General features: G+C 39.3%; 27 protein-coding genes and 1 riboswitch. Of the genes, 23 read left to right on the top strand and 4 right to left on the bottom strand.

The features are described 5' to 3' along the window. The 7 genes from O3622_RS07530 to O3622_RS07500 all read left to right on the top strand — a co-directional run. Positions 1-1,824, top strand: a 1,824-nt coding sequence (locus O3622_RS07530) for an SIALI-17 repeat-containing surface protein (protein WP_371607283.1), incomplete at its 5' end; no start/stop codon positions are given. Between the two features lie 129 nt (positions 1,825-1,953). After that, on the top strand, positions 1,954-4,587 hold the full coding sequence (polA, locus tag O3622_RS07525; RefSeq protein ID WP_049479436.1) for a DNA polymerase I: 2,634 nt from the start codon (positions 1,954-1,956) through the stop codon (positions 4,585-4,587). Positions 4,588-4,690: 103 nt separating this feature from the next. After that, positions 4,691-4,793, top strand: a riboswitch (TPP riboswitch). 70 nt (positions 4,794-4,863) lie between these two features. Then, a complete protein-coding gene (locus O3622_RS07520; RefSeq protein ID WP_000647687.1) occupies positions 4,864-5,154 on the top strand; it encodes a thiamine-binding protein in 291 nt (96 codons plus the stop codon). After that, positions 5,117-5,875, top strand: coding sequence for an ABC transporter permease (locus tag O3622_RS07515; protein ID WP_001245135.1), 759 nt, complete (start codon positions 5,117-5,119; stop codon positions 5,873-5,875). The genes O3622_RS07520 and O3622_RS07515 overlap by 38 nt, the downstream gene beginning before the upstream one ends. Positions 5,876-5,913: 38 nt before the next feature. Then, positions 5,914-6,921, top strand: coding sequence for an ABC transporter substrate-binding protein (locus tag O3622_RS07510; protein WP_049479435.1), 1,008 nt, complete (start codon positions 5,914-5,916; stop codon positions 6,919-6,921). Further along, entirely contained in the window at positions 6,921-7,649 is a 729-nt protein-coding gene (locus O3622_RS07505; RefSeq protein ID WP_049479434.1) for an ABC transporter ATP-binding protein, read from the top strand. The genes O3622_RS07510 and O3622_RS07505 overlap by 1 nt, the downstream gene beginning before the upstream one ends. 203 nt (positions 7,650-7,852) lie before the next feature. After that, entirely contained in the window at positions 7,853-12,307 is a 4,455-nt protein-coding gene (locus tag O3622_RS07500; RefSeq protein WP_371607282.1) for a Spy0128 family protein, read from the top strand. 208 nt (positions 12,308-12,515) lie between these two features. On the opposite strand, the gene O3622_RS07495 is transcribed toward O3622_RS07500, so the two are convergent. From O3622_RS07495 to O3622_RS07480, 4 genes are all read right to left on the bottom strand, one after another. Further along, positions 12,516-13,682 carry a site-specific integrase gene (locus O3622_RS07495; protein WP_125398191.1) on the bottom strand — a complete coding sequence of 389 codons (1,167 nt, stop codon included), beginning with the start codon at positions 13,680-13,682 and terminating at the stop codon, positions 12,516-12,518. Positions 13,683-13,971: 289 nt separating this feature from the next. Beyond that, the gene (locus O3622_RS07490) at positions 13,972-14,868 is read right to left on the bottom strand and encodes an Abi family protein (RefSeq protein WP_049487585.1); all 897 of its coding nucleotides are present in this window, start codon (positions 14,866-14,868) and stop codon (positions 13,972-13,974) included. Between the two features lie 86 nt (positions 14,869-14,954). Next, positions 14,955-15,224: a DUF4177 domain-containing protein gene (locus O3622_RS07485; RefSeq protein ID WP_004261908.1), complete on the bottom strand. Its 270-nt coding sequence runs from the start codon at positions 15,222-15,224 to the stop codon at positions 14,955-14,957. A 5-nt stretch (positions 15,225-15,229) separates the two neighbouring features. Beyond that, complete coding sequence (locus O3622_RS07480) at positions 15,230-15,796, bottom strand: helix-turn-helix domain-containing protein (protein ID WP_049490564.1); 567 nt, start codon at positions 15,794-15,796, stop codon at positions 15,230-15,232. A 168-nt stretch (positions 15,797-15,964) separates the two neighbouring features. On the opposite strand from O3622_RS07480, the gene O3622_RS07475 reads away from it, so the two are divergent. From O3622_RS07475 to O3622_RS07400, 16 genes are all read left to right on the top strand, one after another. Beyond that, positions 15,965-16,153: a hypothetical protein gene (locus O3622_RS07475; protein ID WP_049490562.1), complete on the top strand. Its 189-nt coding sequence runs from the start codon at positions 15,965-15,967 to the stop codon at positions 16,151-16,153. A 163-nt stretch (positions 16,154-16,316) separates the two neighbouring features. Then, a complete protein-coding gene (locus O3622_RS07470) occupies positions 16,317-16,919 on the top strand; it encodes a Rha family transcriptional regulator (protein ID WP_049490560.1) in 603 nt (200 codons plus the stop codon). A gap of 11 nt (positions 16,920-16,930) precedes the next feature. Next, positions 16,931-17,191, top strand: a complete 261-nt coding sequence (locus tag O3622_RS07465) for a hypothetical protein (RefSeq protein WP_049490558.1) — start codon at positions 16,931-16,933, stop codon at positions 17,189-17,191. Positions 17,192-17,526: 335 nt separating this feature from the next. Next, entirely contained in the window at positions 17,527-17,727 is a 201-nt protein-coding gene (locus tag O3622_RS07460; protein WP_049490570.1) for a hypothetical protein, read from the top strand. Position 17,728: 1 nt separating this feature from the next. Then, positions 17,729-17,938 carry a hypothetical protein gene (locus tag O3622_RS07455; RefSeq protein WP_049490556.1) on the top strand — a complete coding sequence of 70 codons (210 nt, stop codon included), beginning with the start codon at positions 17,729-17,731 and terminating at the stop codon, positions 17,936-17,938. Position 17,939: 1 nt separating this feature from the next. Continuing rightward, on the top strand, positions 17,940-18,212 hold the full coding sequence (locus tag O3622_RS07450; protein WP_049490554.1) for a hypothetical protein: 273 nt from the start codon (positions 17,940-17,942) through the stop codon (positions 18,210-18,212). After that, positions 18,199-19,056, top strand: a complete 858-nt coding sequence (locus O3622_RS07445; protein ID WP_049490552.1) for a conserved phage C-terminal domain-containing protein — start codon at positions 18,199-18,201, stop codon at positions 19,054-19,056. Before O3622_RS07450 ends, O3622_RS07445 begins: the two co-directional genes overlap by 14 nt. 11 nt (positions 19,057-19,067) lie before the next feature. Next, positions 19,068-19,913 carry an ATP-binding protein gene (locus O3622_RS07440; protein ID WP_049490551.1) on the top strand — a complete coding sequence of 282 codons (846 nt, stop codon included), beginning with the start codon at positions 19,068-19,070 and terminating at the stop codon, positions 19,911-19,913. Then, positions 19,910-20,071, top strand: coding sequence for a hypothetical protein (locus O3622_RS07435; protein WP_192831374.1), 162 nt, complete (start codon positions 19,910-19,912; stop codon positions 20,069-20,071). The genes O3622_RS07440 and O3622_RS07435 overlap by 4 nt, the downstream gene beginning before the upstream one ends. Before the next feature lie 89 nt (positions 20,072-20,160). After that, positions 20,161-20,391, top strand: a complete 231-nt coding sequence (locus O3622_RS07430; protein WP_049490549.1) for a hypothetical protein — start codon at positions 20,161-20,163, stop codon at positions 20,389-20,391. A 48-nt stretch (positions 20,392-20,439) separates the two neighbouring features. Then, positions 20,440-21,300, top strand: coding sequence for a phage major capsid protein (locus O3622_RS07425; RefSeq protein ID WP_049490547.1), 861 nt, complete (start codon positions 20,440-20,442; stop codon positions 21,298-21,300). A 9-nt stretch (positions 21,301-21,309) separates the two neighbouring features. Then, a complete protein-coding gene (locus O3622_RS07420) occupies positions 21,310-21,858 on the top strand; it encodes a hypothetical protein (RefSeq protein ID WP_049490546.1) in 549 nt (182 codons plus the stop codon). 377 nt (positions 21,859-22,235) lie between these two features. After that, positions 22,236-22,646, top strand: a complete 411-nt coding sequence (locus O3622_RS07415) for a hypothetical protein (protein ID WP_049490544.1) — start codon at positions 22,236-22,238, stop codon at positions 22,644-22,646. A 254-nt stretch (positions 22,647-22,900) separates the two neighbouring features. Then, positions 22,901-23,236, top strand: a complete 336-nt coding sequence (locus tag O3622_RS07410) for a YjcQ family protein (RefSeq protein WP_049490542.1) — start codon at positions 22,901-22,903, stop codon at positions 23,234-23,236. A 491-nt stretch (positions 23,237-23,727) separates the two neighbouring features. Further along, positions 23,728-24,186 (top strand): CtsR family transcriptional regulator, encoded by a 459-nt coding sequence (locus O3622_RS07405; protein ID WP_371607281.1) that lies wholly within the window; start codon positions 23,728-23,730, stop codon positions 24,184-24,186. 1 nt (position 24,187) lies between these two features. Then, positions 24,188-26,620 carry an ATP-dependent Clp protease ATP-binding subunit gene (locus O3622_RS07400; protein WP_371607280.1) on the top strand — a complete coding sequence of 811 codons (2,433 nt, stop codon included), beginning with the start codon at positions 24,188-24,190 and terminating at the stop codon, positions 26,618-26,620. Positions 26,621-26,637: the final 17 nt, after the last annotated feature.

Here is a 26,637-nt window from a genome sequence, read left to right as displayed (position 1 = left end):
GCTGCAGCAGACAAGGAAGCAGCCGAGGAGGCTAAGAAAGAGGAAGAAGCTAAGCAAGCTGCGGAAGAAAAAGCTCACAGCGAATTGCTTTCAACGCTTGAAGGTATCGAAAAATCAACCATCGATGACATCAACAAGGATGCCACTATCACTGATAAGGAAGCGGCGATTAAGGCGGCTAAAGAAGTGATTGGCAAGGATGCCATCTTGAAAGCTATCGAAGAAGGCGACATTGATGCCTCAGACTTATTGGCAGATTTCTTGGCAGAAGACAGTGAACAAGTAACACCGGCCGAATCAAAAACTCAATCTCAACTTTCAAGCCAAGACCAAGCCAAACTTGCTGCAGCAGATAAGGAAGCAGCGGAAGAGGCAACTAAAGTTCGCTCAGAATTGCTTTCAACGCTTGAAGGTATTGAAAAATCAACCATCGACGACATCACCAAGGATGCCACTATCACTGATAAGGAAGCAGCGATTAAGGCGGCTAAAGAAGTGATTGGCAAGGACGGCATCTTGAAAGCTATCGAAGATGGAGATATTGAAGCATCTGACTTGTTAGATGATTTCTTGGCAGAAGACAGCGATCAGGTGACACCGGCCGAAGCGATGAGCCAAGAAGATTTCTCAAGCCAAGACCAAGCTAAACTCGCTGCAGCGGACAAGGAAGCGGCGGAAGAAGCAGCAAAAGTTCGCTCAGATTTAATCGCTACCCTAGAAAAAATCGAAAAATCAACTATCGATGACATCAACAAGGATGCTACTATCACTGATAAGGAAGCAGCGATTAAGGCAGCTAAGGAAGTGATTGGTAAGGAAGCTATCTTGAAAGCTATCGAAGATGGCGATATCGAAGCGTCAGATTTGTTAGATGATTTCTTGGCAGAAGACAGCGATCAGATGACACCGGCCGAAGTGAAGAGCCAAGAAGATTTCTCAAGTCAAGACCAAGCTAAACTCGCTGCAGCCGACAAGGAAGCAGCGGAAGAAAATAGTAATGCGAAAAAACTTGAGCTAAGTAAATTAGAAGAGCAAGTTGCTAAGATTAAAGCGCAATTATCAAGTTTACAAGTTTCTGGTGACAAGAATAGTCAAGTCAAAGACTTGCAACAAGCTTTAGCAGACTATGAGGATGCTATTAAGACTCTAAGCAGTGTCATGTCGGCTGTTCTTGAAATTGAAGACTTTAAAGGTGGGGTGAACGCAGTAGAAGCTGCAACTGCAGAGTTGCCAGAATACAACAAAGGTGCAAATGCGGTAGAAGCTGCTGTAAATGAACTCCCAGCCTATGGCGAAAGTGGCGCTCCAGCAGTAGCGAATGTTCCAGCTTATGGAGAAAGTGGTTCCCCAGCCGTAGCGAATGTTCCAGTTTATGGAGAAAGCGGTGCTCCGGCAGTAGCGAGTGTTCCAGCCTATGCAGAAAGCGGTGCTCCAGCCGTAGTGAATGTTCCAGCTTACGGAGAAAGCGGTACACCAATAGTAAACAATGCTCTTCCTTATGGAGAAAGCGGTGCTCCGGCAGTAGCGAATGTTCCAGTTTATGGAGAAAGTGGTTCCCCAGCAGTAGCCAATATTCCAGCCTACGCTGAAAAGATTGAACCAGCAGTAAACGAAGTTCCAGAATACACTGGCAGTGTAGCTCCTTTGGCTACAAGCCCTACTCTTGGAACTGAACAAGATCGTACCTACAAAGCGCCTGCAGCAACAGATGAACAATTCCTTCCAAATACGGGAAGCCAAGATGCTTCAGCAGTCGCATCGCTAGGATTTGTTGGTCTCCTTCTTGGTTTGCTACCATTTGCAAAGAGAAAATTGAATAAATAAATCGCATGAAATCAATAAAAGAAAAGGATTTGAATAGTCCTTTTCTTTTTTATGGTGAAATAGGGACAAGTCCACGTTTTTCAGCTCTTTCCGATGGTATTTTTCCTTGCTTTCCTTTATAATGGGTGTATGGACAAGAAAAAATTATTATTAATTGATGGATCTTCAGTTGCTTTTCGAGCTTTTTTTGCGCTCTATCAGCAGTTGGATCGGTTTAAAAATGCTAATGGCCTTCATACCAATGCAATTTACGGCTTTCAACTTATGTTGAATCATGTCTTAGAGCGGGTTGAGCCCAGTCATGTTTTGGTAGCCTTTGATGCAGGTAAGACGACTTTCCGAACAGAGATGTATGCAGACTACAAGGGTGGCCGTGCTAAAACTCCAGATGAGTTTCGTGAGCAATTTCCCTTCATTCGTGAGTTGTTAGACCATCTTGGGATTCGCCATTATGAGTTAGCCCAGTATGAAGCGGATGATATCATCGGGACTCTAGGTCGTTTGGCTGAGAAAGATTCTTTCGATGTGACAATCGTTAGCGGAGATAAGGATTTGATCCAGTTGACGGATGAGCATACGGTGGTCGAGATTTCCAAGAAAGGTGTGGCTGAGTTTGAGGCCTTTACGCCGGACTATCTCATGGAAAAGATGGGCCTCACGCCAGCTCAGTTCATTGATCTTAAGGCCCTCATGGGGGATAAGTCTGATAATATCCCTGGTGTCACGAAAATCGGTGAAAAGACGGGTATCAAGCTCTTGCTGGAGCATGGTTCGCTCGAGGGTATTTATGAAAATATCGATGGGATGAAGGCTTCTAAGATGAAGGAAAATCTCATCAATGATAAGGAACAAGCCTTTTTATCGAAAACACTAGCGACCATTGAGACTCAGGCACCGATTGAGATTGGCCTTGATGATTTGGTCTATAATGGCCCAGATGTGGAAAATCTTGGGAAATTCTACGATGAGATGGGCTTCAAACAGCTCAAACAAGCTTTAAATATTTCATCAACAGATGTGCCTGAAAGTTTGGATTTCGCCATCGTTGACCACGTCAGTCAAGACATGCTGAGTGCCGACTCTATCTTCCACTTTGAACTCTTTGGTGAGAACTACCATACAGATGACTTGGTTGGTTTTGCCTGGTCCTGTGGGGATAAACTTTACGCTACAGACAAACTTGAGCTCTTGCAGGAGCCGATTTTCAAGGAATTTTTAGAAAAAACACCTCTGAAAGTGTATGAATTTAAGAAAGCGAAGGTTCTTTTAAATCGCTTGGGTTTGAACCTCCAGGCACCTGCTTTTGACAGTCGCTTGGCAAAATACTTACTCTCAACAGTCGAGAACAATGAAATCTCAACCATTGCGAATCTCTACGGTCAAACATACTTGGTCGATGATGAGACTTTCTACGGTAAGGGGGTCAAGAAAGCTATCCCTGAGAGAGAGAAATTCTTGGAGCACTTGGCTCGCAAGGTTGCTGTATTGGTTGAGACGGAGCCGGTTTTACTTGAAAAACTCAGTGAACATGGACAGTTAGACCTTCTCTATGACATGGAGCAACCTCTGGCTTTTGTCCTTGCTAAGATGGAAATTGCTGGGATCAAGGTCAAAAAAGAAACCCTACTTGAAATGCAGGCTGAAAATGAGGTCGTCATTGAGCAACTCACTCAAGAGATTTACGAACTGGCTGGTGAGGAGTTTAATATCAATTCACCTAAGCAGTTAGGCGTCCTTCTCTTTGAAAAGCTTGGTCTGCCTCTAGAATACACCAAGAAAACCAAGACAGGTTACTCGACAGCCGTGGATGTGCTTGAGCGACTAGCTCCTATTGCTCCGATTGTTAAAAAAATCCTCGACTACCGTCAGATTGCTAAGATTCAATCTACCTATGTGATTGGCTTGCAGGACTGGATTTTGGATGATGGTAAGATCCACACGCGCTATGTGCAAGATTTGACTCAGACTGGGCGTTTGTCTAGTGTGGATCCAAACTTGCAAAATATTCCTGTACGTTTGGAGCAAGGTCGTCTCATTCGTAAGGCTTTTGTTCCTGAGTGGGAGGATAGTGTGTTGCTCAGCTCGGACTATTCACAGATTGAATTGCGCGTTTTGGCTCATATTTCTAAAGATGAGCACTTAATTAAGGCTTTCCAAGAAGGAGCTGACATCCATACTTCAACGGCCATGCGGGTCTTTGGCATTGAACGTCCTGAAGATGTGACTCCAAACGACCGTCGTAATGCCAAGGCGGTAAACTTTGGAGTGGTTTACGGGATTTCAGATTTTGGTTTGGCAAACAATCTTGGTATTAGTCGTAAGAAGGCCAAAGCCTACATTGACACTTACTTTGAACGTTTTCCTGGAATCAAAAACTATATGGAAGAAGTGGTACGTGAAGCGCGTGATAAGGGATATGTAGAGACCCTCTTCAAGCGTCGTCGTGAGTTACCAGATATCAATTCGCGTAACTTCAACATTCGTGGTTTTGCAGAGCGGACTGCCATCAACTCTCCTATCCAGGGTTCGGCAGCAGATATTCTTAAGATTGCTATGATTCAGCTAGATAAGGCTCTAGTTGAAGGTGGCTATCAGACCAAGATGCTGTTGCAAGTGCATGATGAAATCGTCCTTGAGGTTCCGAAATCAGAACTAGCAGTCGTTAAAGTTTTAGTGAAACAAACCATGGAAGAAGCCATCCAGCTCAGTGTTCCACTCATTGCTGATGAGAATGAAGGAGCAACCTGGTACGAGGCTAAATAAGAAAGTTATGAAAGAGTTTGAAGCATTTGCCTTCAAACTCTTTTTCATAGGTTTCTGTAAGCAGTTTCCTTGACTTTTACTAGTATTTGCGTTACTATATTTCCATATAAGATATGGGAGTCTGTGTACAGTCTGAGAGGAAGTGTTAAACTTCGACCGCACCTGATCTGGGTAATGCCAGCGTAGGGAACGATACTTAGCCGAATTCTGCACCTTTTCCATATATGGAAGAGGTTTTCTTTTTGTCAAAGGGAAACCTGAGAAAAGGAGGTTTTTATGAAAGCAAGCATTGCCTTGCAAGTCTTGCCCCTATCACAGGGGATTAATCGAATTGCTATTATCGATCAGGTTATTGCTTATCTGCAGGCGCAGTCCGTGACCATGGTGGTGACACCTTTTGAAACGGTCTTGGAAGGGGAGTTTGATGAGCTCATGCGTATTCTCAAAGACGCGCTAGAAGTGGCAGGGCAGGAAGCAGATAATGTCTTTGCCAATGTCAAAATAAATGTAGGAGAAATTTTAAGTATTGATGAGAAACTTGAAAAGTATACTGAGACGACATATTAGTCTATTGGGTTTTCTAGGAGTCTTGTCAATCTGGCAGTTAGCAGGAATATTCAAACTTTTACCCAAGTTTATCCTACCAACTCCCTTTGAAATTCTCCAGGCCTTTGTTCGTGACAGAGAATTTCTCTGGCACCATAGCTGGGCGACCTTGAGAGTGGCTTTGCTAGGTCTAGTCTTGGGAGTCTTGATTGCCTGTATCATGGCGGTGCTTATGGACAGTCTGACTTGGCTCAATGATCTTATCTACCCTATGATGGTGGTTGTTCAGACCATTCCGACCATTGCTATAGCCCCTATCCTGGTCTTGTGGCTAGGCTATGGAATTTTGCCCAAGATTGTCTTGATTATCCTGACGACAACCTTCCCTATCATCGTCAGTATTTTGGATGGATTTAGGCATTGTGACAAGGATATGCTGACCTTGTTTAGTCTGATGCGAGCCAAGCCTTGGCAAATCCTTTGGCATTTTAAAATCCCGGTCAGCCTGCCTTACTTTTATGCAGGTCTGAGGGTCAGTGTCTCCTACGCCTTTATCACAACCGTGGTGTCCGAGTGGCTAGGAGGTTTTGAAGGTCTTGGTGTTTATATGATTCAGTCTAAAAAACTGTTTCAGTATGATACCATGTTTGCCATTATTATTCTGGTGTCGATTATCAGCCTTTTGGGTATGAAGTTGGTCGATATTAGTGAAAAATATGTGATTAAATGGAAACGTCCCTAAGATAAGGATGTTTTAGAAAAAGAAAAGAGGAAATGAAGATGAAGAAAACATGGAAAGTGTTTTTAACGCTTGTGACAGCTCTTGTAGCTGTCGTGCTGGTGGCTTGTGGTCAAGGGACTGCTTCTAAGGACAATAAAGAAGCAGAACTCAAGAAGATTGACTTTATCCTAGACTGGACGCCAAATACTAACCACACAGGGCTTTATGTTGCTAAGGAAAAAGGTTATTTCAAAGAAGCTGGAGTGGATGTTGACTTGAAATTGCCACCAGAAGAAAGCTCATCTGACTTGGTGATCAATGGCAAGGCACCATTTGCCATCTATTTCCAAGACTACATGGCTAAGAAATTGGAAAAAGGGGTAGGAATCACTGCCGTTGCTGCTATCGTAGAACATAATACATCAGGAATCATCTCTCGTAAATCTGACAATGTTAGCAGTCCAAAGGACTTGGTTGGGAAGAAATACGGTACTTGGAATGATCCAACGGAGCTAGCTATGTTGAAAACATTAGTAGAATCACAAGGTGGAGACTTTGAGAAGGTCGAAAAAGTACCAAACAACGACTCAAACTCCATCACACCGATTGCCAATGGCGTTTTTGACACTGCTTGGATTTACTACGGTTGGGATGGTATCCTTGCCAAATCTCAAGGCGTAGACGCCAATTTCATGTACTTGAAAGACTATGTCAAGGAGTTTGACTACTACTCACCAGTTATCATCGCAAACAACGACTATCTAAAAGACAACAAGGAAGAAGCTCGCAAAGTCATCCAAGCTATTAAAAAAGGTTACCAATATGCTATGGAACACCCAGAAGAAGCTGCAGATATCCTCATTAAGAACGCACCTGAACTCAAGGAAAAACGTGACTTTGTCATCGAATCTCAAAAATACTTGTCAAAAGAATACGCAAGCGACAAGGAAAAATGGGGACAATTTGACGCTGACCGCTGGAATGCCTTCTACAAATGGGATAAAGAACATGGTATCCTTAAAGAAGACTTGACAGACAAAGGTTTCACTAATGAATTTGTAAAATAATGACAGAAATTAGACTAGAACACGTAGGCTATGCCTATGGCGATGAAAAGATTTTAGAGGACATCAACCTGCAGGTGACATCAGGTGAAGTAGTTTCTATCCTAGGTCCAAGTGGTGTTGGAAAGACCACCCTCTTTAACCTAATCGCTGGGATTTTAGAAGTCCAGTCTGGGCGAATTGTCCTTGACGGCGAGGAAAATCCTAAGGGGCGCGTGAGTTATATGTTGCAAAAGGATCTCCTCTTGGAGCACAAAACGGTGCTTGGCAATATCATCCTGCCCCTCTTGATTCAAAAGGTGGATAAGACAGAAGCTATTGCCCGAGCGGACGAAATCCTTGCGACCTTCCAGCTGACAGCCGTACGGGATAAGTATCCTCATGAGCTCAGTGGTGGGATGCGTCAGCGTGTGGCCTTGCTTCGGACCTACCTTTTCGGGCACAAGCTCTTTCTCTTGGATGAGGCCTTTAGTGCCTTGGATGAAATGACCAAGATGGAACTCCACGCTTGGTACTTGGAGATTCACAAACAGCTACAGCTGACGACCTTGATCATTACACATAGCATCGAAGAGGCCCTCAATCTCAGTGACCGCATCTACATCTTGAAAAATCGTCCTGGGCAAATTGTTTCAGAAATTAAACTAGATTGGTCCCAGAACGAAGACAAGGAAGTCCAAAAAATTGCCTACAAACGGCAAATATTAGCAGAATTGGGATTAAATACTTAGCCTTTTAAGAAATTAGTATATATTAAATACAAGCGAAATCCTTGCTTGTATTTTTTGTTTCAAAGCTGATGAACATGCATGATTAGGCTTATTATTTAAAGAAATGGTAAGTTAATATAAAAATAAATAAATTTTAGTTGACATTTTGTAATGGAACTGTATAATATAATTGAACCATTATAGACAATAAGGAGGATAATGTGGTGAAAAAGAGAACTAGTAAACTCTTTCGTGGCTTGATGGCCTTGCTACTGGTTGTGTCGGTCTTTTTGCCTGCACTAAGACTTAATGGAGTAGTTAGTGCTGCCGAAAAAACTGAATCAGAGTACACTTTGACTACAGAACCGACGATTAATACGAACCGATTAGTCGATCATGCCAAATATGGTGAAGGTAAGTTCTATCTTAAAACAACTTACGCATTCCCAGACAATGTAACTCTGAAAAACGGTGATTTCATGGTTTATCACGTTCCAAATGAGTTCAAAATCGAAGTAGATTCTACTACAGATTTGAAAGCTCCGAACGGTGATACGATTGCAACGCTGACAACAGAGAAGGCAACGAATACTGCTAAGATTACAGTAACAAACGAAGAGTACTTTAAGAAGTTTAATGAGAACAAGCAAATTGTTGCATCATTTACTGTAGTATGGGCAGACCATGTTGAAAAGAATAAGGAATATGAAATCAACATTCCTGGTGCAGGAGTTTATCATCTGACTCGTATCGTTCCAGACGTTGACCCAACTGGATTTACTAAATGGGGAGTTCAAGATTCAGACGACCCTAACTATGTAAACTGGCGTATCCGTGTTAACCGCTATGCAAAATCTTACACTGGTGTAAACATCCAAGATACTATTCCTGATGGACAAGTTCTTGCAAGTGAAATCACTGGTTACTACTTCCCAGACTGGGAAAATGGTTACGGAAGAACAAAATTGGATAGTGCTCATGTCCAAGTAACAGATAAGAACCATTTCTCAATTACACCTAATGGTGATGGAACTCTTGATCATAAAGGTTTGTTCATCCTATACCGTACTCGTTTGACTAAACCAGTTGACCAAGTTACTAAACGTGTACTAAATAACGTGTCGGTAACTACAAACGAGGAAGCTCAACCAATTGATTTTGAAGGTTTTGCACCAATTACCACAACAGACGGTATTGGTGGAGGTGCCAAATCGGATGAGGTTGCTCTAGAAGTAACCAAGAAACTTGAAGGTAAAGCTCTTGAAAAAGATGCATTTAGTTTCCAACTTCTAGATGACAAAGGTAATGTTTTACAAACTGTCAAAAATGATGAGAATGGTAAAGTGAAGTTCGAGGCAATCAAATACAAAGAAGCAGGAACTTTTAAATATACCATTAAAGAAGTTAATGATAACAAACCTGGATACACTTATGATGCGAACGTCCTTAAAGCGACTGTAACAGTAGAAGATGTTTTGGGTGAAAAATTAGCAAGCGTCAAATTTGAAGATTCTAAGAAAGAATTTACAAACTCATACGCTGCTACAGAAGCAAAACTTCAACTTGAAGCTAAGAAAGTCTTGAACGGTAAAGCTATTGAGGCTGGCCAATTTGAATTTGAGTTGAAAGAAAACGGAACAGTTCTCCACACTGTTTCAAACGATGCAAACGGTAAGATTCAATTCCCAGAACTTACGTTCACAAAAGAAGAAACTCGTACATTCACTATTACTGAAAAAGCAGGTGATGTAGCCGGAGTTGAATACGATCCAAATGCTTATGAAGTAACAGTAGTCGTTAAAGATAACGGCCAAGGTCAACTTGTTGCAACTGCAACAGGTGCAGACAACCTTGCTTTCACGAACGTTTATAAAGCTAAACCAGCAAAAGCTACCATCACAGCTACTAAAGTCTTGAACGGTAAAGATCTTGAAGCTGATAAATACGAATTCGAACTTAAAGAAGGTGACAAAGTCGTTGCGACAGCTAAAAACGCTGCAGACGGTACTGTGACTTTCAAAGAAATTGAGTACGCAGCAGTAGAAAACCACACTTACACTATCTTAGAAAAAGCAGGTAGTGAAGGAGGTGTGACATATGACACTGCTAAACACGAAGTTAAGGTAGCAGTTACAGATAACGGTCAAGGACAACTTGTTGCGGCTGTTACAGGTAACAACCCAACTTTCACCAACACTTATAAAGCAACTCCAGCAAAAGCTACCATCACAGCTACTAAAGTCTTGAATGGTAAAGAGCTTGAAGCTGACAAATACGAATTCGAACTTAAAGAAGGTGACAAAGTCGTTGCGACAGCTAAAAACGCTGCAGACGGTACTGTGACTTTCAAAGAAATTGAGTACGCAGCAGCAGGTAAGCACACTTACACTATCTCTGAAAAAGCAGGTAGTGAAGGAGGTGTGACATACGACACTGCTACACATGAAGTGACAGTAAATGTTACAGATAACGGTCAAGGTCAACTTGAGGCGGCTGTTACAGGTAACAACCCAACCTTCACTAACGCTTATAAAGCTGCTTCAACAACTGTAAACATCACGGCTAAGAAAGTCTTGAATGGTAAGGTCCTTGAAGCTGGTAAATACGAATTCGAACTTAAAGAAGGTGACAAGGTCGTTGACACAGCTACAAACGCAGCAGACGGAACTGTTACTTTCAAAGAAATTGAGTACGCAGCAGTAGAAAACCACACTTACACTATCTCTGAAAAAGCAGGTAGTGAAGGAGGTGTGACATACGACACTGCTAAACACGAAGTTAAGGTAGCAGTTACAGATAACGGTCAAGGCCAACTTGTTGCGGCTGTTACAGGCAACAATCCAACCTTCACCAACACTTATAAAACAACTCCAGCAAAAGCTACCATCACAGCTACTAAAGTCTTGGATGGTAAAGCTCTTGAAGCTGATAAATACGAATTCGAGCTTAAAGAAGGTGACAAAGTCGTTGCAACAGCTAAAAACGCAGCAGACGGTACTGTGACTTTCAAAGATATTGAGTACGCAGCAGTAGAAAACCACACTTACACTATCTCTGAAAAAGCAGGTAGCGAAGGAGGTGTGACATACGACACTGCTACACATGAAGTGACAGTAAACGTTACAGATAACGGTCAAGGTCAACTTGTTGCGGCTGTTACAGGTAACAACCCAACTTTCACCAACACTTATAAAGCATCTTCAGCAACTGTAAACATCACGGCTACTAAAGTCTTGAATGGTAAAGCTCTTGAAGCCGGTAAATATGAGTTTGAACTTAAAGAAGGTGACAAAGTAATCGGAACAGCGACAAACGCTGCAGACGGTACAGTTGCTTTCGCAGGTATTGAGTACAAAGAAGCAGGCGACCACACATACACTATCTCTGAAAAAGCAGGTAGCGAAGCAGGTGTAACTTACGATAAATCTACTCACAATGTAACAGTAAAAGTTACAGATAATGGACAAGGTAAACTTGTTGCAGATGTAAAAGACAACAACCCAACCTTCACCAACACATATAAAGCAACTCCAGCAAAAGCTACTATCACGGCTAGGAAAGTCTTGGATGGTAAAGCTCTTGAAGCTGATAAATACGAATTCGAGCTTAAAGAAGGTGACAAAGTCGTTGCAACAGCTAAAAACGCTGCAGACGGTACTGTGACTTTCGAAGCTATCGAATACGCAGTAGAAGGTGAGCACACTTACACTATGACTGAAAAAGCAGGTAGCGAAGCAGGTGTGACTTACGATACTGCTAAACACGAAGTTAGGGTAAACGTTACAGATGATGGTGCAGGTCAACTTGTTGCAACTGTTACAGGTAACAACCCAACCTTCACCAACACATATAAAGCAGCTTCAACAACTGTAAATATTACCGCTAAGAAAGTCTTAGAAGGTAAAGCCCTTGAAGCAGGCAAATATGAGTTTGAACTTAAAGAAGGTGACAAAGTAATCGGAACAGCTACAAACGCTGTAGACGGTACAGTTGCTTTCGCAGGTATCGAGTACAAAGAGGCTGGTGAGCACACTTACACTATCTCTGAAAAAGCAGGTAGCGAAGCAGGTGTGACATACGATAAATCTACTCACAATGTAACAGTTAAAGTTGTTGATAACGGTGCAGGCAAACTTGTTGCGACTGTAACTGACAACAACCCAACCTTCACAAACACTTATGTTGCGTCTTCAACACAAGTAACTTTCTCAGCTAAGAAAGTCTTGAAAGGTGATAAAGAGCTTGTAAAAGGTCAATTTAAGTTTGAACTTAAAGAAGGTGACAAAGTCGTTGAGACAGCTACAAACGCTGCAGACGGTACTGTTACTTTCACAGCAATTGAGTACAAAGAAGCAGGTGAGCACACTTACACTATTACTGAAGTAAAAGGTGACGATAAGAATATCAAATATGATGAGAATTCTTACAAAGTGACAGTAACAGTGACAGATAATGGTGCGGGTCAACTTGTAACAGAAGTTACAGGTAACAACCCAACAATCACTAACACGTATACTGAACCGAAAAAAGAAGAACCTAAGGAAGGTCCTAAGGGTGAACAGCCTAAGGGAGATTTGCCAAACACTGGTGGAGCAGACTTTACAGCATTCTCTACTATTCTTGGTCTAGTTCTTGCAGCTTTGGCAGGACTTGTATACCGTGCTAAAAAAGTTGACTAATCTTAACTTTGAATAACTAAAAAAGATGGCGACTGTTTTACAGTCCCATCTTTTTGTTTTGGATAGTTTATAATAATCTTCGCAACTCGTTCCCTTTTCCTTTAAAAAAATCAAAAATTTCGGTATAATAGTCATTATACCGAAATCATTCTATAATCGTTGATACATAAGGGTTTTATGTATCGCTTTTTTAATTTTGTGGACTTTTTTAAGAACTTTTTATTTTTTCGAGGGCAGTTTCAAAGAATGAGACTGCTCTTTTTTGGTTTTCTTTTGATAAATGGCTGTAAGTATCCATAGTTACAGATATTTTTGCATGGCCAAGTCGTGTCTGTATCTCCTTGTAAGGTAGACCAGCATTAAGCAAGATACTAGCGTGAGTGTGTCGGAAAGCATGAAAGCCTAAATCAGTACAGTTAGCGTTTTTTAAGTGCTTATGTAGGCGATAATCAACCTTTCGAGTATTGACATAGTTGTCAAAGCTATCAGAGAATACTTTCTCATAGGTTAAACCAATGTTTTTACCGTTTTCTGCTTGTCTTGCTCGGTAGAGTCGAAGCATGAGTACTGTTTTATGATCGATGTCTAGAACTCTATAGCTTGATTTTGTCTTAGGAGTGTTTACCTGGTTTAAAATGTTGAGTGTTTTGTTAATATCGATTGTTCCGTTCTGCAGGTCAATATCAGACCATTCCAGGGCCAGACATTCACGGATGCGCAGTCCAGTAGCTAGGAGCGTTTTATAAAGCACAGTATCGTAGAAATTGACAAAGGTATTCTCCAGGTTATCGAGATAGGAGAGGAAGTTTTTAAGTTCCTGATCTTGAAAGTATTTAATTTCTTGTTTATCTCTTGTTATCTTTCTAGGAATGACAACATCACGAGCAGGGTTATTGTCTAATGCCTGGATAGAGACCCCATACTGTAGAATACGTTTATTTAAGGCGTGAAGATGATTGTATTCTTTATACCCCGTTCCGTCCTGATTGTACTCATCCGCCCATTTATTTACCTGAGTTTGGATAATGACAGGTGTAAGTTTATCTAGTTTGTAAGTACCAAATGAGGGCAAGAGGTAATTATTTAAGCAGCCTTTTATCTTTATCTGCGTATTAGTCTTTATGGTATGCTGATAGGTTTGCCAGAATAAGTCCACAAGTTCGCTATAGGTTGTTATATGTGAGCGTTGTTTCCGTGTAGAGCCGTTTTTCTCAAATTCTACCTTAGCCTGGGTGGCTTTGTTTCTGAGTTCTTTCTTTGTTCGTGCTGATATGGTAGTCTTGACCTTCTTACCCGTTACGGTATCGATGCCAAGATAGATACTGGAGCGGTAGACTGCTGATCCGTCTTTTTTCGTGTGTTGTGTAATTTTCATTGTTTTAACTCCTTTTCCATCAGCAGGCAAGCAATTAGAAAAGGTTTTGAGTTTATACCATGCGAGGAGCTACGAGAACTCCTCTATTTTCGATTTTAAGCAGTCAGACGGTAAATAATACTAGAGTATGAAACAAGGCGGATATGGGGCTTATATGGGGAATAGAAAAAGTGTATCAACTAAAAAGCTGATACACTTATTTTCTTGTTGTAACCCTGACCTATATAGAGATACAGGCATAGAGCAGTGTAACCCAAAAGGGTTTCTTTTACGATTAAGAAATATAATATCACTTTTTAGAAATTTTTACAAGTGTTTTAACAAAATTTATGTAGATTTCTACAATTTTCGGATTTTGTTTGTAGTAATCTTCATGTTTTTTAGCACGTTTTGCAATTTTGATAAATTCTTTAAAACGCTGTTTTCCTAGTGCTTTACTACAATATTCACGATGCAATACTACGAGGGAAAATATATCATGTATTTTACGATATTTTATAATATCCCGAGAGATATTAAGCATAGAAGCAAGAGAAGTAATAGAACTTGAAGGGGATAGTGTTTGCTCTAACACATCCACCAGTATAACATTGCTATGGGCGCAAGCATTACGAATATGGCGAGCATATTTCCCTAACTGCTTCGCTTTTTTTAGTCGTTTATTACTTGGATATTTATCACAGTACATTTCAACCAAGTAGCATAGATTCCCAAAGTCCATGACTTCAATCAATACCCATATAGGGATATCATTTTTATGTTTGATATAAACGTTTTTTAGGTAATGATTTTTTGATAAAGCGTTTTTAGTATTTGTAAACCCTATAGGATTATAGACAGCATAATCCTTTACTATATCGTATCCATCAACTTTTGGATTTTTCGTTATAACATCCATTAGAGCAGTTTTGATACTATGTTCAACGTCCAGACAAATATCCATTAGGAAGTAACGTATCTGCATATCAATTACAGCCAGGTCAGCTAACGTCGCAAATTCTATATTATATTTACCATCTATTTTATTGAAAAGTTTTCGATAGCTCGATATTTTATAGTAGTAGTTCCGTGTTTGTAATATATCTTTGGCAGTGTTCTGATCAAAAATATTGAACAGAATACCATTTGCGACCATCTTATCTATCAATGCTTGGTAGCTTAAGAGTTGCTTTCTTTTATCGCTCATTATTCTCCTTTCTGTTAATCAATCCTTCAAATTCTCTCTATTTTCGCGCAAAGTAGCTGAAAATCAGGCTATATTGTATAAAGATTTTAGATAATCTTCTCAAATACCATTGTGGCTTGAATACGGTCGCCACCGCCTAGTCCTTTGCTTCCACCATTGGCGGTTGTGATGGTATGCAGGCGATAACCTTTTGAAGCTTGTTTATTGATAACATCTTCTAATTCTGTAAGGTTTCCTGATCCAGTACCGAAAAACTTTTCTTTTAAAGTTACCTGAAGGACAACATAGTGTAGTCCATTTACTCCAGATGCGGTAGAAAAACTACCTTCTTGTTTTACAGTATCAAAAAATCCCATGGGGGTTACTCCTTTTCGTTGTCTCTCTCAGATAGTTTTTGAACTAAATCAAAAGCTATTTTTTTATCATAGTCATTTAAAGAAATATAGTTGATTAAAATATCTGCAAAATTCGTCCCCATTTCTATATCATTAACTATTAACTTTTCGATAGTTAGCATGTAGCTTTGATTAAAATCAGCTAAACCTTTGCCAAAATTCTCGTATTTTTTTGGATTGTTTATATGTTCTTCAACGTTTTCATATGCTGATTGAACCTTTTTTAGCAAATCATAATTTGGTTTAATGTTATTTAATTCATTCATATCAAGATTTTCGAAAAAATCTTGTAATTTAGTAGTCATCTCTTCAGGAGATATTTCATCATGGCCTAAAAGAGTTGCAACACTAACCCCAAAGTAATCTGCTAAACTCTCCCATACTTTATTGTTTCTTGGTTTTCGAGTTCCATTTTCATAATACATTAATTGACTATCAGAAACGGTAATATTGTATTTTTCTTTTAAAATTCTTCTAAGTTTATTCAAAGATAAATTTTCTTTTTCTCTAAATTCTTTGAGCTTTATTTCCACAGCGTATAACCTACTTTAATTGTTTTAAGTTGATTATATCATAGCAAAGAATTTTTTTCTATAAAAATTCTCAAAAAAAGAATAAAACCACTTGACACTCTCAAAAAAAGAGTATATACTTAAATTATTCTCAAAATGAGAATAAAACATAGAAAGGAGAGAGAAAAAATGATTATTACACAATCGCAAGCGAAAGCGTTACGAAGAAAAAAAGCCGATTTACAATTAAAAAATTATGAGTTAGCTTTTGAAATTGGAGTTTCACCTAAAACAGTTCCTAAAATTCTGAAAGGTGATTATAAAGCTCCTAAAAGAATTTATGCTAGCGTAATGGAATGGCTTGCTAAAGATTACTAGAAAGGAGCATAAGACAGAATCAAGAATATTTCTGCTTGCTACCTATGGCAGTATCAAGGGTTTGTAGGGGTTCATTCTCTCCTAATTTTTCCCTACCTCAATGATTTACCTTGGTACTGTTTTAGGTGGCAAGCACTATCTACAAGAAGAAAGGAGCGAACCAATGGAACTGGTTTATATGGACGGTAAGAAAGAACCGTATACGCTGAGCAGTATCGTTGCAGAGTGTACAGGATTGCAACATCATACAATAACCAAGACGATCCGCAAACATCAAGAAAGGTTTGAACGGTTCGGAAAGGTCGGATTTAAAATCCAAGCTATGGAAAGTGGCCAGAATACCAAGGACTATATTTTGAATGAGCAACAAGCGACCTTGTTAGTTACATTTTTAAAAAATACCGAGCAAGTGGCCAACTTCAAAACAAACCTAGTCAAAGCATTCTTTGAGATGCGTGACGAACTTTCTAAACGCTACCTTCAAAGAGAACTGGAAAAGCCGAAGCGTAAAAGTTTAACTGAAGCTATTCAAACATGGGAGAAAGCCCCCAAGCATGCCTATAGTACACTTACAAACTTACTACTAAAGGGAGTGACAGGGAAGCATAAAGCGCAACTCATGAAGGAGCGAGAAAGTAAGAACGGTATCGATGGCTTGACAAGTGTAGAACTGATAAGCTATCAGCGCTTGGAAGATATGGCAATAGCTATGATCAACTTGAATAGGGGGTATTCAGAAATTAAGGAATTAATTTTTAAAGCATAGGAGTATAGAAAATGGAAAATGAATTTAAGACAGTTACAAATGCCAAAGGGTTAGAAATTCCTAAGTATTCCAATGATTTTAAAAAGCTAGTTGAGAAAGACAGATCACTAGCCGAATATATTTGTATGAACTACGAGAACTTGGACAGTGAAGACCTGGGCGCATTTCTTGAAACAGTAGAACAGGGAATCAGTTGGATTCTAGATCTTATCGAAAGTAAAGACTTGCTTTATAAACCAAAGTCAGGTAGTAATCATGCAAAAAGAAAATAAAAAAATCACTTGCTCAAATTTTAGACGAGGCGAGCAAGCGACAAGATTAAGGATATAGAAATTTTTTCTATGCTCTGATTATAGCAAAAAATATCTATTCTATCAAATACCTAAAAAAACCGAAGAGCAGGCAAGCAATTAGAAAAGGTTTTGAAAATCAAGTGCTGACAGGGTGATTCTAAGACCTTGTTTAGCTGAAAGATGGGTAATTACTCACGAAACACCGCTACAAGCGTTCGCCAACTTGGGGCAATCGCCCAGCGTTTGGAGTGGTGAAGCATACCATATAGAAAACAGGCAAGAAAAAGGACAAGGAAAGGCTAATGGAGAAAAATATGACTCTAGATCTAGATAACATGACACAATCAGAATTTGACAACCGAATTACTGAAATCAAGGATAGAAATCCGAACCTCTTTCAGTTCATCATTGACTTTTTAGATGATAAAGTAACTCCAGAAGAGGTGTACGACTTTCTGAAGATGGAGCGAAGCTATCAAGTAAATTATATCAAGAATTACAAAGCGAGGGCATAGCATGAATGAACTAGAATTAAGCAATACGCAGTCTATTGTCTTTACTTTGCTACTGCTTGGCCTACTACTTTATCTAAACCGCCGAGACCGCAAAAAAAGCGCCCAAATCGAGCGAGAAAGTACACAGACGATAGAAACAACTAGCGAGGATTTAAGCCCTGATTATGGGCGATATATTCAGCTTGCAGCGGTTAAGCCATGGGGGTACTAATATGTTTGAAAAAATGATTGAAGATTTAAAGTCTAAGATTTTGGAAGCAGTGGAACGGTATTTAAAAAGCCATGAGAAAGTACCTCAAAAAAGATTAGATTTGATCAGTAAGGTGGAACTAAAGGAAGAACTGGGCATAGGAGATAAAACCTTGATAAAATGGGAAGGTGCAGGACTACCGCAGTATATACCGCCTATTGAAGATACTAGAAAAGCGTATTATAAAATCTCAGACGTTTTAAAGTTTTTGGGGGTAGATGATGGCAAAGACTAAAATATATTTTTGGTTAAAAGTTGATAAGAAGTTTTTTGATAATCTTTTTATTAAACGACTTAAAAATATGCCTGGTGGCTACACTATGACAGTGATTTATATCCGTCTTATGTTGGAAAGTTTAGAAGATGATTGTATTTTGTACTATGAGGGGTATTTTGATAATTTGGTACAGGAGCTAGCCTTAAAATTGGATGTGTCCGAGGATGATATAAATATGACAGTTGCATATTTTACAAAATGCGGACTGATTCAGATAGACGATGATGGCCATGCTACATTATCGCAAGCAAAAGCCATGGTTGAGAGTGAAACAAACTGGGCGAAATATAAGCGAGACCAAAGAAAAAATAGTCAAGATATACCAAAATTGGAGAATGTCCAAAATAAAAAGACTATTTCCAACTCATGTCCAACAGATATAGAGATAGATAAAGAGTCAGATAAAGAGTTATATAAAGAATATATATTGTCAGGTAAACCTGACTTTACTTTCCCAAATTGGTTAACTCCGAGAATGATTGAGGAAATAACTAAAGGACATCCTGAGAAGTATTTAATAAGAATCCCTCTAGCTTATCTGAATCATACAGTTGGGAAAAATTATAAATATTTGGACAAAAACTTGAAGCCGATAATGGCACGATTCAAAGAAGGCTATACACTTGAAGATTTTAAACAGGTGATAGATATTAAAACGGCAGAATGGAAGGATAGTCCTGAGTTTTCTAAATATCTGAGACCAGAAACACTTTTCGGAACTAAGTTTGACGGTTATTTGAATCAAAAGCCTAAAACCATAAAAGGGAAGTCCGAAGGCAACTTTCCAGATCTACCATTTTAGGAGTTGCAAAGATGAAGGAACAATTTAAAGAATTTAATAACAGAAAAATATCGGATAAAGTTTGCGATATTCACCAGGTAAATTATTGGGAAATTTCTGTACCAGTGTTAGGGAGTTCAGAAAGAAAAGTACAAGCATTTTGCCCGGAGTGTGTAAAGGGAGAGATTAAACAAAAAGAACAAGACCTATTACAGCAGTTCGAGGACAGACAGGCTTACTTTAAAACTTATGATGTCTTAATGCGTGATAGTACGATCCCTAACGAGTTGAAAGGAGCAACGTTTGATAATTTCTTTGTTAAGACGACAGAAGAGCGTCAGATGTTAGAGTTTGTAAAGGGGCAAGTCCAGAAGTACCTTGCAGGTATGACGGGAAATACTTTAATCAGTGGTAGCACAGGAATAGGAAAAAGTCATTTATCTCTTGCCTTGGCTAAAGAAATCAATGAGAGTTTTAGGGAGAAGCACGAGCCTAAGAGTGTCTTGTTTGTCAGCTTAACCGAGATTATCAAGCAGATAAAAGAAGGCTGGGCTTATGGAAGAAATGCAAACTTAACAGAGTATGAGGCGGTTAAAAAGCTTGTTGATGTAGATTTTCTAATCATCGATGACCTGGGGGCAAAAAATGGGACGGTAACACCTAAGAGTGACTGGGAACAGGATTTCTTGTTTGATATTATCAACAATCGAGAAACTACGATTTTCAACACGAACCTAGATAGTAGCGAACTGCGGACTGTTTACAATGCTAGAAATTCAAGTAGAATTTTGAAAGGTTTAGAAGGGAACACTTTCAAGGCTTTTACGATCAAAGACAAGAGATACACTATAAACACAGTGAGGGGAGAATTTCAATGAATGATGATAAAATGCGATTTGCAACAGAAAAAGGCTTTGTTGTCTACGAAAAATGTGGTATAATAGAGATAGAAAAAGTTCCAAGGTTTGGAGAGATAACTTTATTCTACTCAGATGGGAAATTTACCCATCTAGTCAAAAAAGAAACTAAAAAATAGGTCTATTGAGAACAACTCAGGGACATACCGTAAGCATATAATGCTAGTGGTATGTCCCTTTTTGTTTGCATAGAAAGGGGGTGAGGAAGATGTCAGGAGATACTTCTTTAGGGTATGTAGTAGCCAATAAGTTTTCTATGGATCCAGATAAAAGACAGAAAATCTTTTCTCAGTGTAAAAAAGAAGATGATAGCTTAGAACAACGGAAACAAGAAATACTAGAAAAATATGCTAACAAACAAGACAAATCAAAATCTAGAAAAGATGATTCTAAAGGCTCGGAGAGTTCTAAAAGAAAAGCTAAAAGCAAAGAATTTTAGAAAAAATTATAAACAAAAATCAGATATTAAAAGATGAAGGAGCAAAAAATGACAACTAACTTAGCTAAACAAAAAGAAAATCTAGAAGCTTATATCCGAAGTACGGGTTATAACACTAGAGGGATGAACGTAGAAAATAATCATGTACTCATTGAAAAACCAATCCTTGATAGTTACGAAAATGAACATCAACGTAAAGAACTGGTTGATCTAGTAAATGTTATTGAGACTCGTACCCGTGGTGGGAAGTATGAAGTAACTGACTTTGAATCTGATTCATTACAAGAAGTTAGCGAAAATTCGGTTGAGAGAACAGAAACAGATAAAAAGAAAACTATCAGCGTTGATTACTTAGTTAAATTATTCAGTGGAAAACTTGATTTTTCACAGGAACAATTAGACGATGGTCAATATAATTTAACGGATTTTCTTGGTAAGAAGATTATTAAATTAAAACGTAGAACACGAAATAAAGAGATTGGGAAAATTCTCCAAACTGCGAAAGTGCAGACTGCTACAAGTATCGACGACTTGAAATCTATTGTTTCTTTAATCAATCCAGAGCGCAATGTATCTATGGTTGTTAGTCAATCACTATTTAGTGTCTTAGAAAAAATGAAAGACACTTCAGGAAATTATCTTCTTAAGGTTGATAAAGAGACAGGGACAAGTGAAACATTCTTTGTAGATAACTTTTTAATTGTAGATGATACAACATTAGGGAATAAAGGTGATAAAAAAGGCTTTATCGGAGATCTAGAAAACTTTGTTACTTTGTTTGATCGAAAGAAAGATACACTTAGTTGGGTGAATGCGAATGACTATTTTGGGAAACGGTTGATTTTACATACCCGATTTGATGTAAAAAAAATTGAAGAAGATTGTGGTTACTTTATTCAATGGAACTAGGAGAAAGAAATGGATATTAATCAAGTATTTGAAACACTGGATGATCTAGATAATAAAAAAAGTAAGATTAATTCAGCACGAGAACAGTTAAGCGAAAAAAGGAAAAGCCTGTTAGGCAATCAAGCAGTTTCATTTGAGAACATAGATTCTTTTTTGTCAAATAACTTAGAATCTTTAGAGCAGCTGGAAAAGATGGAAAAAGCTATTAATGGCCTTCAGGAAAAATTTGATAGTGATTTTTCAGAAGCTAATGCAGTCATCTTTGAATACATTTTTAAAGAAACTAAGCAACGGATGGAAACTAAGAAGATCTATAAACAATACCGAAAGAAACTTAGACGAATTTTGGACGCATATGATGAAATTCAAGAACTGAAGAAGGATGTAGAAGAAATTCATACAGGTGTAGTCAGAGAAATAAGTCAGAGACATTCTCTATCGCCGTATCGAACAGAAGTAAGTCCGCTTACTGTCCTACCATTCTTAACCCCTGATTCTAGCGGATGGATGAATTTTTCTAAGGAATATCGGGACATCAAAGTGTATTTAGAGAAATAGGGAACAAATTAAGTAAGGCTAGTGATATATGGCTCAAACAAAAGAAATATCGCTAGTCCTACTTTTATGCTTTACTAAGTTTCACATAACAAAGTAAGCATAAACTGAAAAGAAGTAATAGCTTAAAAGCAAGGTATATCAGGGGTTTACAGAATGGAGTGAGTTTCACAGAATGTAAGATATGAGAAACTGAGGGGATAAATTAAAGAAATTTCCCTTGAACTTGTCATATTGAAGAGTTGTCAAACTTAAAACAATGATACCTGGTAAGTGGAGTGTTGGAAGGCTTTTAGCGTTTTTTGTCAGTTTGACAGAATTTACAATTTGACAAATTGAAAGATAAAAAAATTTTTAAATTTAAGTGGAGGTACTTGCCTATGTACGAGTTGAGTAACAGAGACCTGGACGGGATAGATATTGAGTTAGGACGATATAGAACGCTTGCTAATAAAATTTATTTGAGAAGACAGGAGCTGATACATAATAAGAAGCATAGCACTGAAGATTATACTGGTGGGAAAGGCAAGACAGTATATAGTCCTACTGAAGCAACAATCATTAGAATTGAAGAAGACCAAACACTAAGATATTTAGAAGGTTTCAAACTAGTTGTAGATACCTTGATGGAAAACTTAATTGAAAGTGATCTAGTAATTTTTAAAATGAGATATTTAGAAGCTGATGCGACTTGGGAAGACGTGGCAGAGAAACTAAATAAAACTACTCGTTATATAAATAGCCGTAGAAAGGTAATCGCTAAAAGATTTGTTGAGTTGAAAGGATATTGACTCCCCCCCACCTTTTAAAAAATCTTTCTGGCCAGTAGGGTACCGGTGAAGGGAACTTTTTCCAAGTCGGAGCACTTCAGACAAAAAGGGGATAAAAACCTTTCAATTTATCAGAAAATGATTAGTTTTGAAGGGCAAGATACATGCGACAGAGAAGAAATAGATAAAACGTGTTTTATTGCAGGAAGATAGCAAAAGAGCTATAATAAAGTGGAGCACAAAGGATTATACTTTTAAAAAAGGAGACAGTATTCATGGCAAAAAATGATTATTGGGTAGTTGTTTATAAAATTCTTAGTTATTATTTTCAGAAAATGAAGGATGGGGATCTAGCAGATGAAAATGAAATAAACGCTTCAGCTCTAGAAATCCCCCATCTTTACTTAATGGATGTCTATCGTAATCTATTTGATGATGGATTTTTGACAGGTACTTGTGTAACTGGAGACATGTCTGGGAAAGTGTATATTGAGAATTTGTCTCTTGTTAGAATTACAACTAAAGGTATTGAATATTTGGAGGACAACTCTAAAATGAAACAGGCTTATAAAATTTTGAAAGAAATAAAAGATTGGATACCTGGAATGTAGCGCTGGGGATATATGAGCGCTAGTGAAATAATTAGCAGGCCGAAAGCTATTATAATCGAATTTATTGGATTTTATGAAGTAGTGTTTTTCTGATTAGGTTTGATAAAATAGAGGTGTGAGGGGGATTTCGTCCGCCATCTTAGTGTTTATCTCTCTTTTGCGAGAGTCAGGTTTACGTTTTTTTTTAAAAATTTTTGAGAGTATATAAATTTGGTGAGAATATGCTATAATATTACCAGGTAATAAAAAAAGCACGTTTGACCGTGCTAGTTTCTTGCCTGCTGAACTCGTCAATATTACGCCCTTTTCAGGGCTCTTTTTTGTGGACTTTTTTAGGAACTTTCAAGAAAAACTAAGGCGAATTAATGCCTAAATGTTTTTAAAGAAAGTCAGTATTTTCAAGGGCTGAGCTCTAAAAATTTGACTTATAGAGTGTTAAATGATAGTATAGTCAAAGATAGTCAAGGTTCAAAGAAGGAGTTTGATTTACTATGAGATTTAAAAATACATCAGATCATATCGAAGCCTATATCAAGGCGATTTTAGACCAGTCTGGTATCGTGGAATTGCAACGGAGCCAGTTGGCAGATACCTTTCAGGTTGTACCTAGTCAGATCAACTATGTCATCAAGACCCGCTTTACGGAAAGCAGAGGTTACTTGGTTGAGAGCAAGCGTGGTGGTGGAGGCTACATTCGCATAGGGCGGATTGAGTTTTCCAATCATCATGAGATGCTCCGCGATTTGCTTTACTTGATTGGTGAGAGAGTTAGTCAGGAGATCTATGAGGATATTCTCCAGCTTTTGGTGGAGCAGGACTTGATGACCAAACAGGAGATGACCTTGCTAACTTCAGTAGCAACGGATCGTGTCCTAGGGGAAGAATCCTCAGTTGTCCGTGCCAATATGCTCCGACAGCTATTACAAGAGGTAGATAGAAAAGAGAAGTAAGATGAACTATTCAAAAGCATTGAATGAATGTATCGAAAGTGCCTATATGGTTGCGAGCCATTTTGGAGCTCGTTACCTAGAGTCATGGCATTTGTTGATTGCCATGTCTAATCACAGTTACAGTGTGGCAGGTGCGACTCTAAATGATTACCCATATGAGATGGACCGTTTAGAAGAGGTTGCGTTGGAACTGACTGAAACGGACTATAGCCAAGATGAAACTTTTACGGAATTACCCTTTTCCCATCGTTTGGAGGTTCTCTTTGCGGAAGCAGAATATGTAGCCTCAGTGGTACATGCTAAGGTGCTAGGGACAGAGCATGTATTATATGCAATCTTGCATGACGGCAATGCCTTGGCAACTCGCATCTTGGAGAGAGCAGGCTTTTCTTATGAAGACCAGAAAGATCAGGTCAGAATTGCTGCTCTTCGTCGCAATTTAGAGGAACGTGCAGGTTGGACAAGAGAAGATCTTAAGGCTTTGCGTCAACGCCATCGCACAGTAACTGACAAGCAAAATTCCATGGCCAATATGATGGGCATGCCTCAAGCTCAAAGTGGCGGCTTAGAGGATTATACTCATGACCTGACGGAGCAAGCGCGTTCTGGCAAGTTAGAGCCAGTTATCGGTCGAGACAAGGAAATCTCACGTATGATTCAAATCTTGAGCCGTAAAACCAAGAACAATCCTGTCTTGGTTGGTGATGCGGGTGTCGGGAAAACAGCTCTAGCACTTGGACTTGCCCAGCGTATTGCTAGTGGGGATGTACCAGCTGAGATGGCAAAGATGCGTGTTCTAGAGCTTGATTTGATGAATGTCGTTGCAGGGACACGTTTTCGTGGTGACTTTGAAGAGCGCATGAACAACATCATCAAGGATATCGAGGAAGATGGCAAAGTGATCCTCTTTATCGATGAACTCCACACCATCATGGGTTCTGGTAGCGGTATTGATTCGACTCTGGATGCAGCCAATATCTTGAAGCCAGCCTTAGCTCGTGGAACTCTGAGAACAGTTGGTGCAACCACTCAGGAAGAATACCAGAAACACATCGAAAAAGATGCAGCTCTTTCTCGTCGTTTTGCAAAAGTGACGATTGAAGAGCCAAGTCTAGCTGACAGTATGACTATTTTGCAAGGTTTGAAAGCTACCTATGAGAAACACCACCGTGTGCAAATCACAGATGAAGCCGTTGAAACAGCTGTCAAGATGGCGCATCGATACTTGACCAGTCGTCACTTACCAGACTCTGCCATCGACCTCTTAGATGAAGCAGCAGCAACAGTGCAAAACAAATCCAAGCAAGTGAAAGCAGACGAATCCGACTTGAGTCCAGCTGACAAGGCCCTGATGGATGGCAAGTGGAAACAAGCTGCCCAGTTAATCGCAAAAGAGCAGGAAGTCCCTGTCTATAAAGACTTGGTAACAGAATCTGAAATTTTGACTACCTTAAGTCGCTTGTCAGGGATTCCAGTCCAAAAACTGACGCAAACGGATGCTAAGAAGTACCTTAACCTTGAAGCAGAACTGCATAAACGTGTCATCGGTCAAGATCAAGCTGTTTCAAGCATTAGTCGTGCGATTCGCCGCAATCAGTCAGGTATTCGTAGTCATAAACGTCCAATTGGTTCCTTTATGTTCCTAGGGCCGACAGGAGTCGGTAAGACCGAATTGGCAAAGGCTCTGGCAGAAGTTCTCTTTGATGACGAATCAGCCCTTATCCGCTTTGATATGAGTGAGTATATGGAGAAATTTGCGGCTAGCCGTCTCAATGGAGCTCCTCCGGGTTATGTGGGCTACGAAGAAGGTGGGGAGTTGACTGAGAAGGTTCGCAACAAACCATACTCCGTTCTTCTATTTGACGAGGTAGAAAAGGCCCACCCAGATATCTTTAATGTCCTCTTGCAGGTTCTGGACGACGGTGTCTTGACAGATAGCAAGGGACGCAAGGTGGACTTTTCAAATACCATTATCATCATGACGTCAAACCTTGGTGCGACGGCTCTTCGTGACGATAAGACGGTCGGCTTTGGCGCTAAAGACATTCGTTTTGACCAGGAAAATATGGAGAAACGAATCTTTGAAGAGCTGAAAAAAACTTATCGACCAGAGTTTATCAACCGTATTGATGAAAAGGTGGTCTTCCATAGCTTAGATAACAAGCACATGCAAGAAATTGTCAAGATTATGGTGAAACCATTGATTGCTAGCCTGGCAGAGAAAGGTATCGACTTGAAACTGCAAGCTTCGGCACTGAAGTTGCTAGCTAGTCACGGTTACAATCCAGAAATGGGAGCTCGCCCACTTCGTAGAACACTGCAAACAGAAGTGGAAGACAAGTTGGCAGAACTCCTTCTTAAGGGGGAACTAGTAGCAGGCAAGACCCTCAAGATTGGTGTCAAAGCAGGCCAGTTAAAATTTGATATTGCTTAAAAATAGAGAGTCAGGAG

The sequence above is a fragment of the Streptococcus sp. 27098_8_51 genome (genome assembly GCF_041432205.1).
GTDB lineage: Bacteria > Bacillota > Bacilli > Lactobacillales > Streptococcaceae > Streptococcus.
The sequence above is the reverse complement of the archived record's forward strand: the minus strand, read 5'-3'. Positions and strand labels throughout refer to the sequence as shown.

Coding starts and splice junctions, on each gene's coding strand:
- polA (WP_049479436.1), top strand. CDS start 1,954: ATGGACAAGAAAAAATTATTATTAATTGATGGATCTTCAGTTGCTTTT.
- O3622_RS07520 (WP_000647687.1), top strand. CDS start 4,864: ATGAAAGCAAGCATTGCCTTGCAAGTCTTGCCCCTATCACAGGGGATT.
- O3622_RS07515 (WP_001245135.1), top strand. CDS start 5,117: ATGAGAAACTTGAAAAGTATACTGAGACGACATATTAGTCTATTGGGT.
- O3622_RS07510 (WP_049479435.1), top strand. CDS start 5,914: ATGAAGAAAACATGGAAAGTGTTTTTAACGCTTGTGACAGCTCTTGTA.
- O3622_RS07505 (WP_049479434.1), top strand. CDS start 6,921: ATGACAGAAATTAGACTAGAACACGTAGGCTATGCCTATGGCGATGAA.
- O3622_RS07495 (WP_125398191.1), bottom strand. CDS start 13,682: ATGAAAATTACACAACACACGAAAAAAGACGGATCAGCAGTCTACCGC.
- O3622_RS07490 (WP_049487585.1), bottom strand. CDS start 14,868: ATGAGCGATAAAAGAAAGCAACTCTTAAGCTACCAAGCATTGATAGAT.
- O3622_RS07485 (WP_004261908.1), bottom strand. CDS start 15,224: ATGGGATTTTTTGATACTGTAAAACAAGAAGGTAGTTTTTCTACCGCA.
- O3622_RS07475 (WP_049490562.1), top strand. CDS start 15,965: ATGATTATTACACAATCGCAAGCGAAAGCGTTACGAAGAAAAAAAGCC.
- O3622_RS07470 (WP_049490560.1), top strand. CDS start 16,317: ATGGAACTGGTTTATATGGACGGTAAGAAAGAACCGTATACGCTGAGC.
- O3622_RS07465 (WP_049490558.1), top strand. CDS start 16,931: ATGGAAAATGAATTTAAGACAGTTACAAATGCCAAAGGGTTAGAAATT.
- O3622_RS07460 (WP_049490570.1), top strand. CDS start 17,527: ATGACTCTAGATCTAGATAACATGACACAATCAGAATTTGACAACCGA.
- O3622_RS07455 (WP_049490556.1), top strand. CDS start 17,729: ATGAATGAACTAGAATTAAGCAATACGCAGTCTATTGTCTTTACTTTG.
- O3622_RS07450 (WP_049490554.1), top strand. CDS start 17,940: ATGTTTGAAAAAATGATTGAAGATTTAAAGTCTAAGATTTTGGAAGCA.
- O3622_RS07445 (WP_049490552.1), top strand. CDS start 18,199: ATGGCAAAGACTAAAATATATTTTTGGTTAAAAGTTGATAAGAAGTTT.
- O3622_RS07440 (WP_049490551.1), top strand. CDS start 19,068: ATGAAGGAACAATTTAAAGAATTTAATAACAGAAAAATATCGGATAAA.
- O3622_RS07435 (WP_192831374.1), top strand. CDS start 19,910: ATGAATGATGATAAAATGCGATTTGCAACAGAAAAAGGCTTTGTTGTC.
- O3622_RS07430 (WP_049490549.1), top strand. CDS start 20,161: ATGTCAGGAGATACTTCTTTAGGGTATGTAGTAGCCAATAAGTTTTCT.
- O3622_RS07425 (WP_049490547.1), top strand. CDS start 20,440: ATGACAACTAACTTAGCTAAACAAAAAGAAAATCTAGAAGCTTATATC.
- O3622_RS07420 (WP_049490546.1), top strand. CDS start 21,310: ATGGATATTAATCAAGTATTTGAAACACTGGATGATCTAGATAATAAA.
- O3622_RS07415 (WP_049490544.1), top strand. CDS start 22,236: ATGTACGAGTTGAGTAACAGAGACCTGGACGGGATAGATATTGAGTTA.
- O3622_RS07410 (WP_049490542.1), top strand. CDS start 22,901: ATGGCAAAAAATGATTATTGGGTAGTTGTTTATAAAATTCTTAGTTAT.
- O3622_RS07405 (WP_371607281.1), top strand. CDS start 23,728: ATGAGATTTAAAAATACATCAGATCATATCGAAGCCTATATCAAGGCG.
- O3622_RS07400 (WP_371607280.1), top strand. CDS start 24,188: ATGAACTATTCAAAAGCATTGAATGAATGTATCGAAAGTGCCTATATG.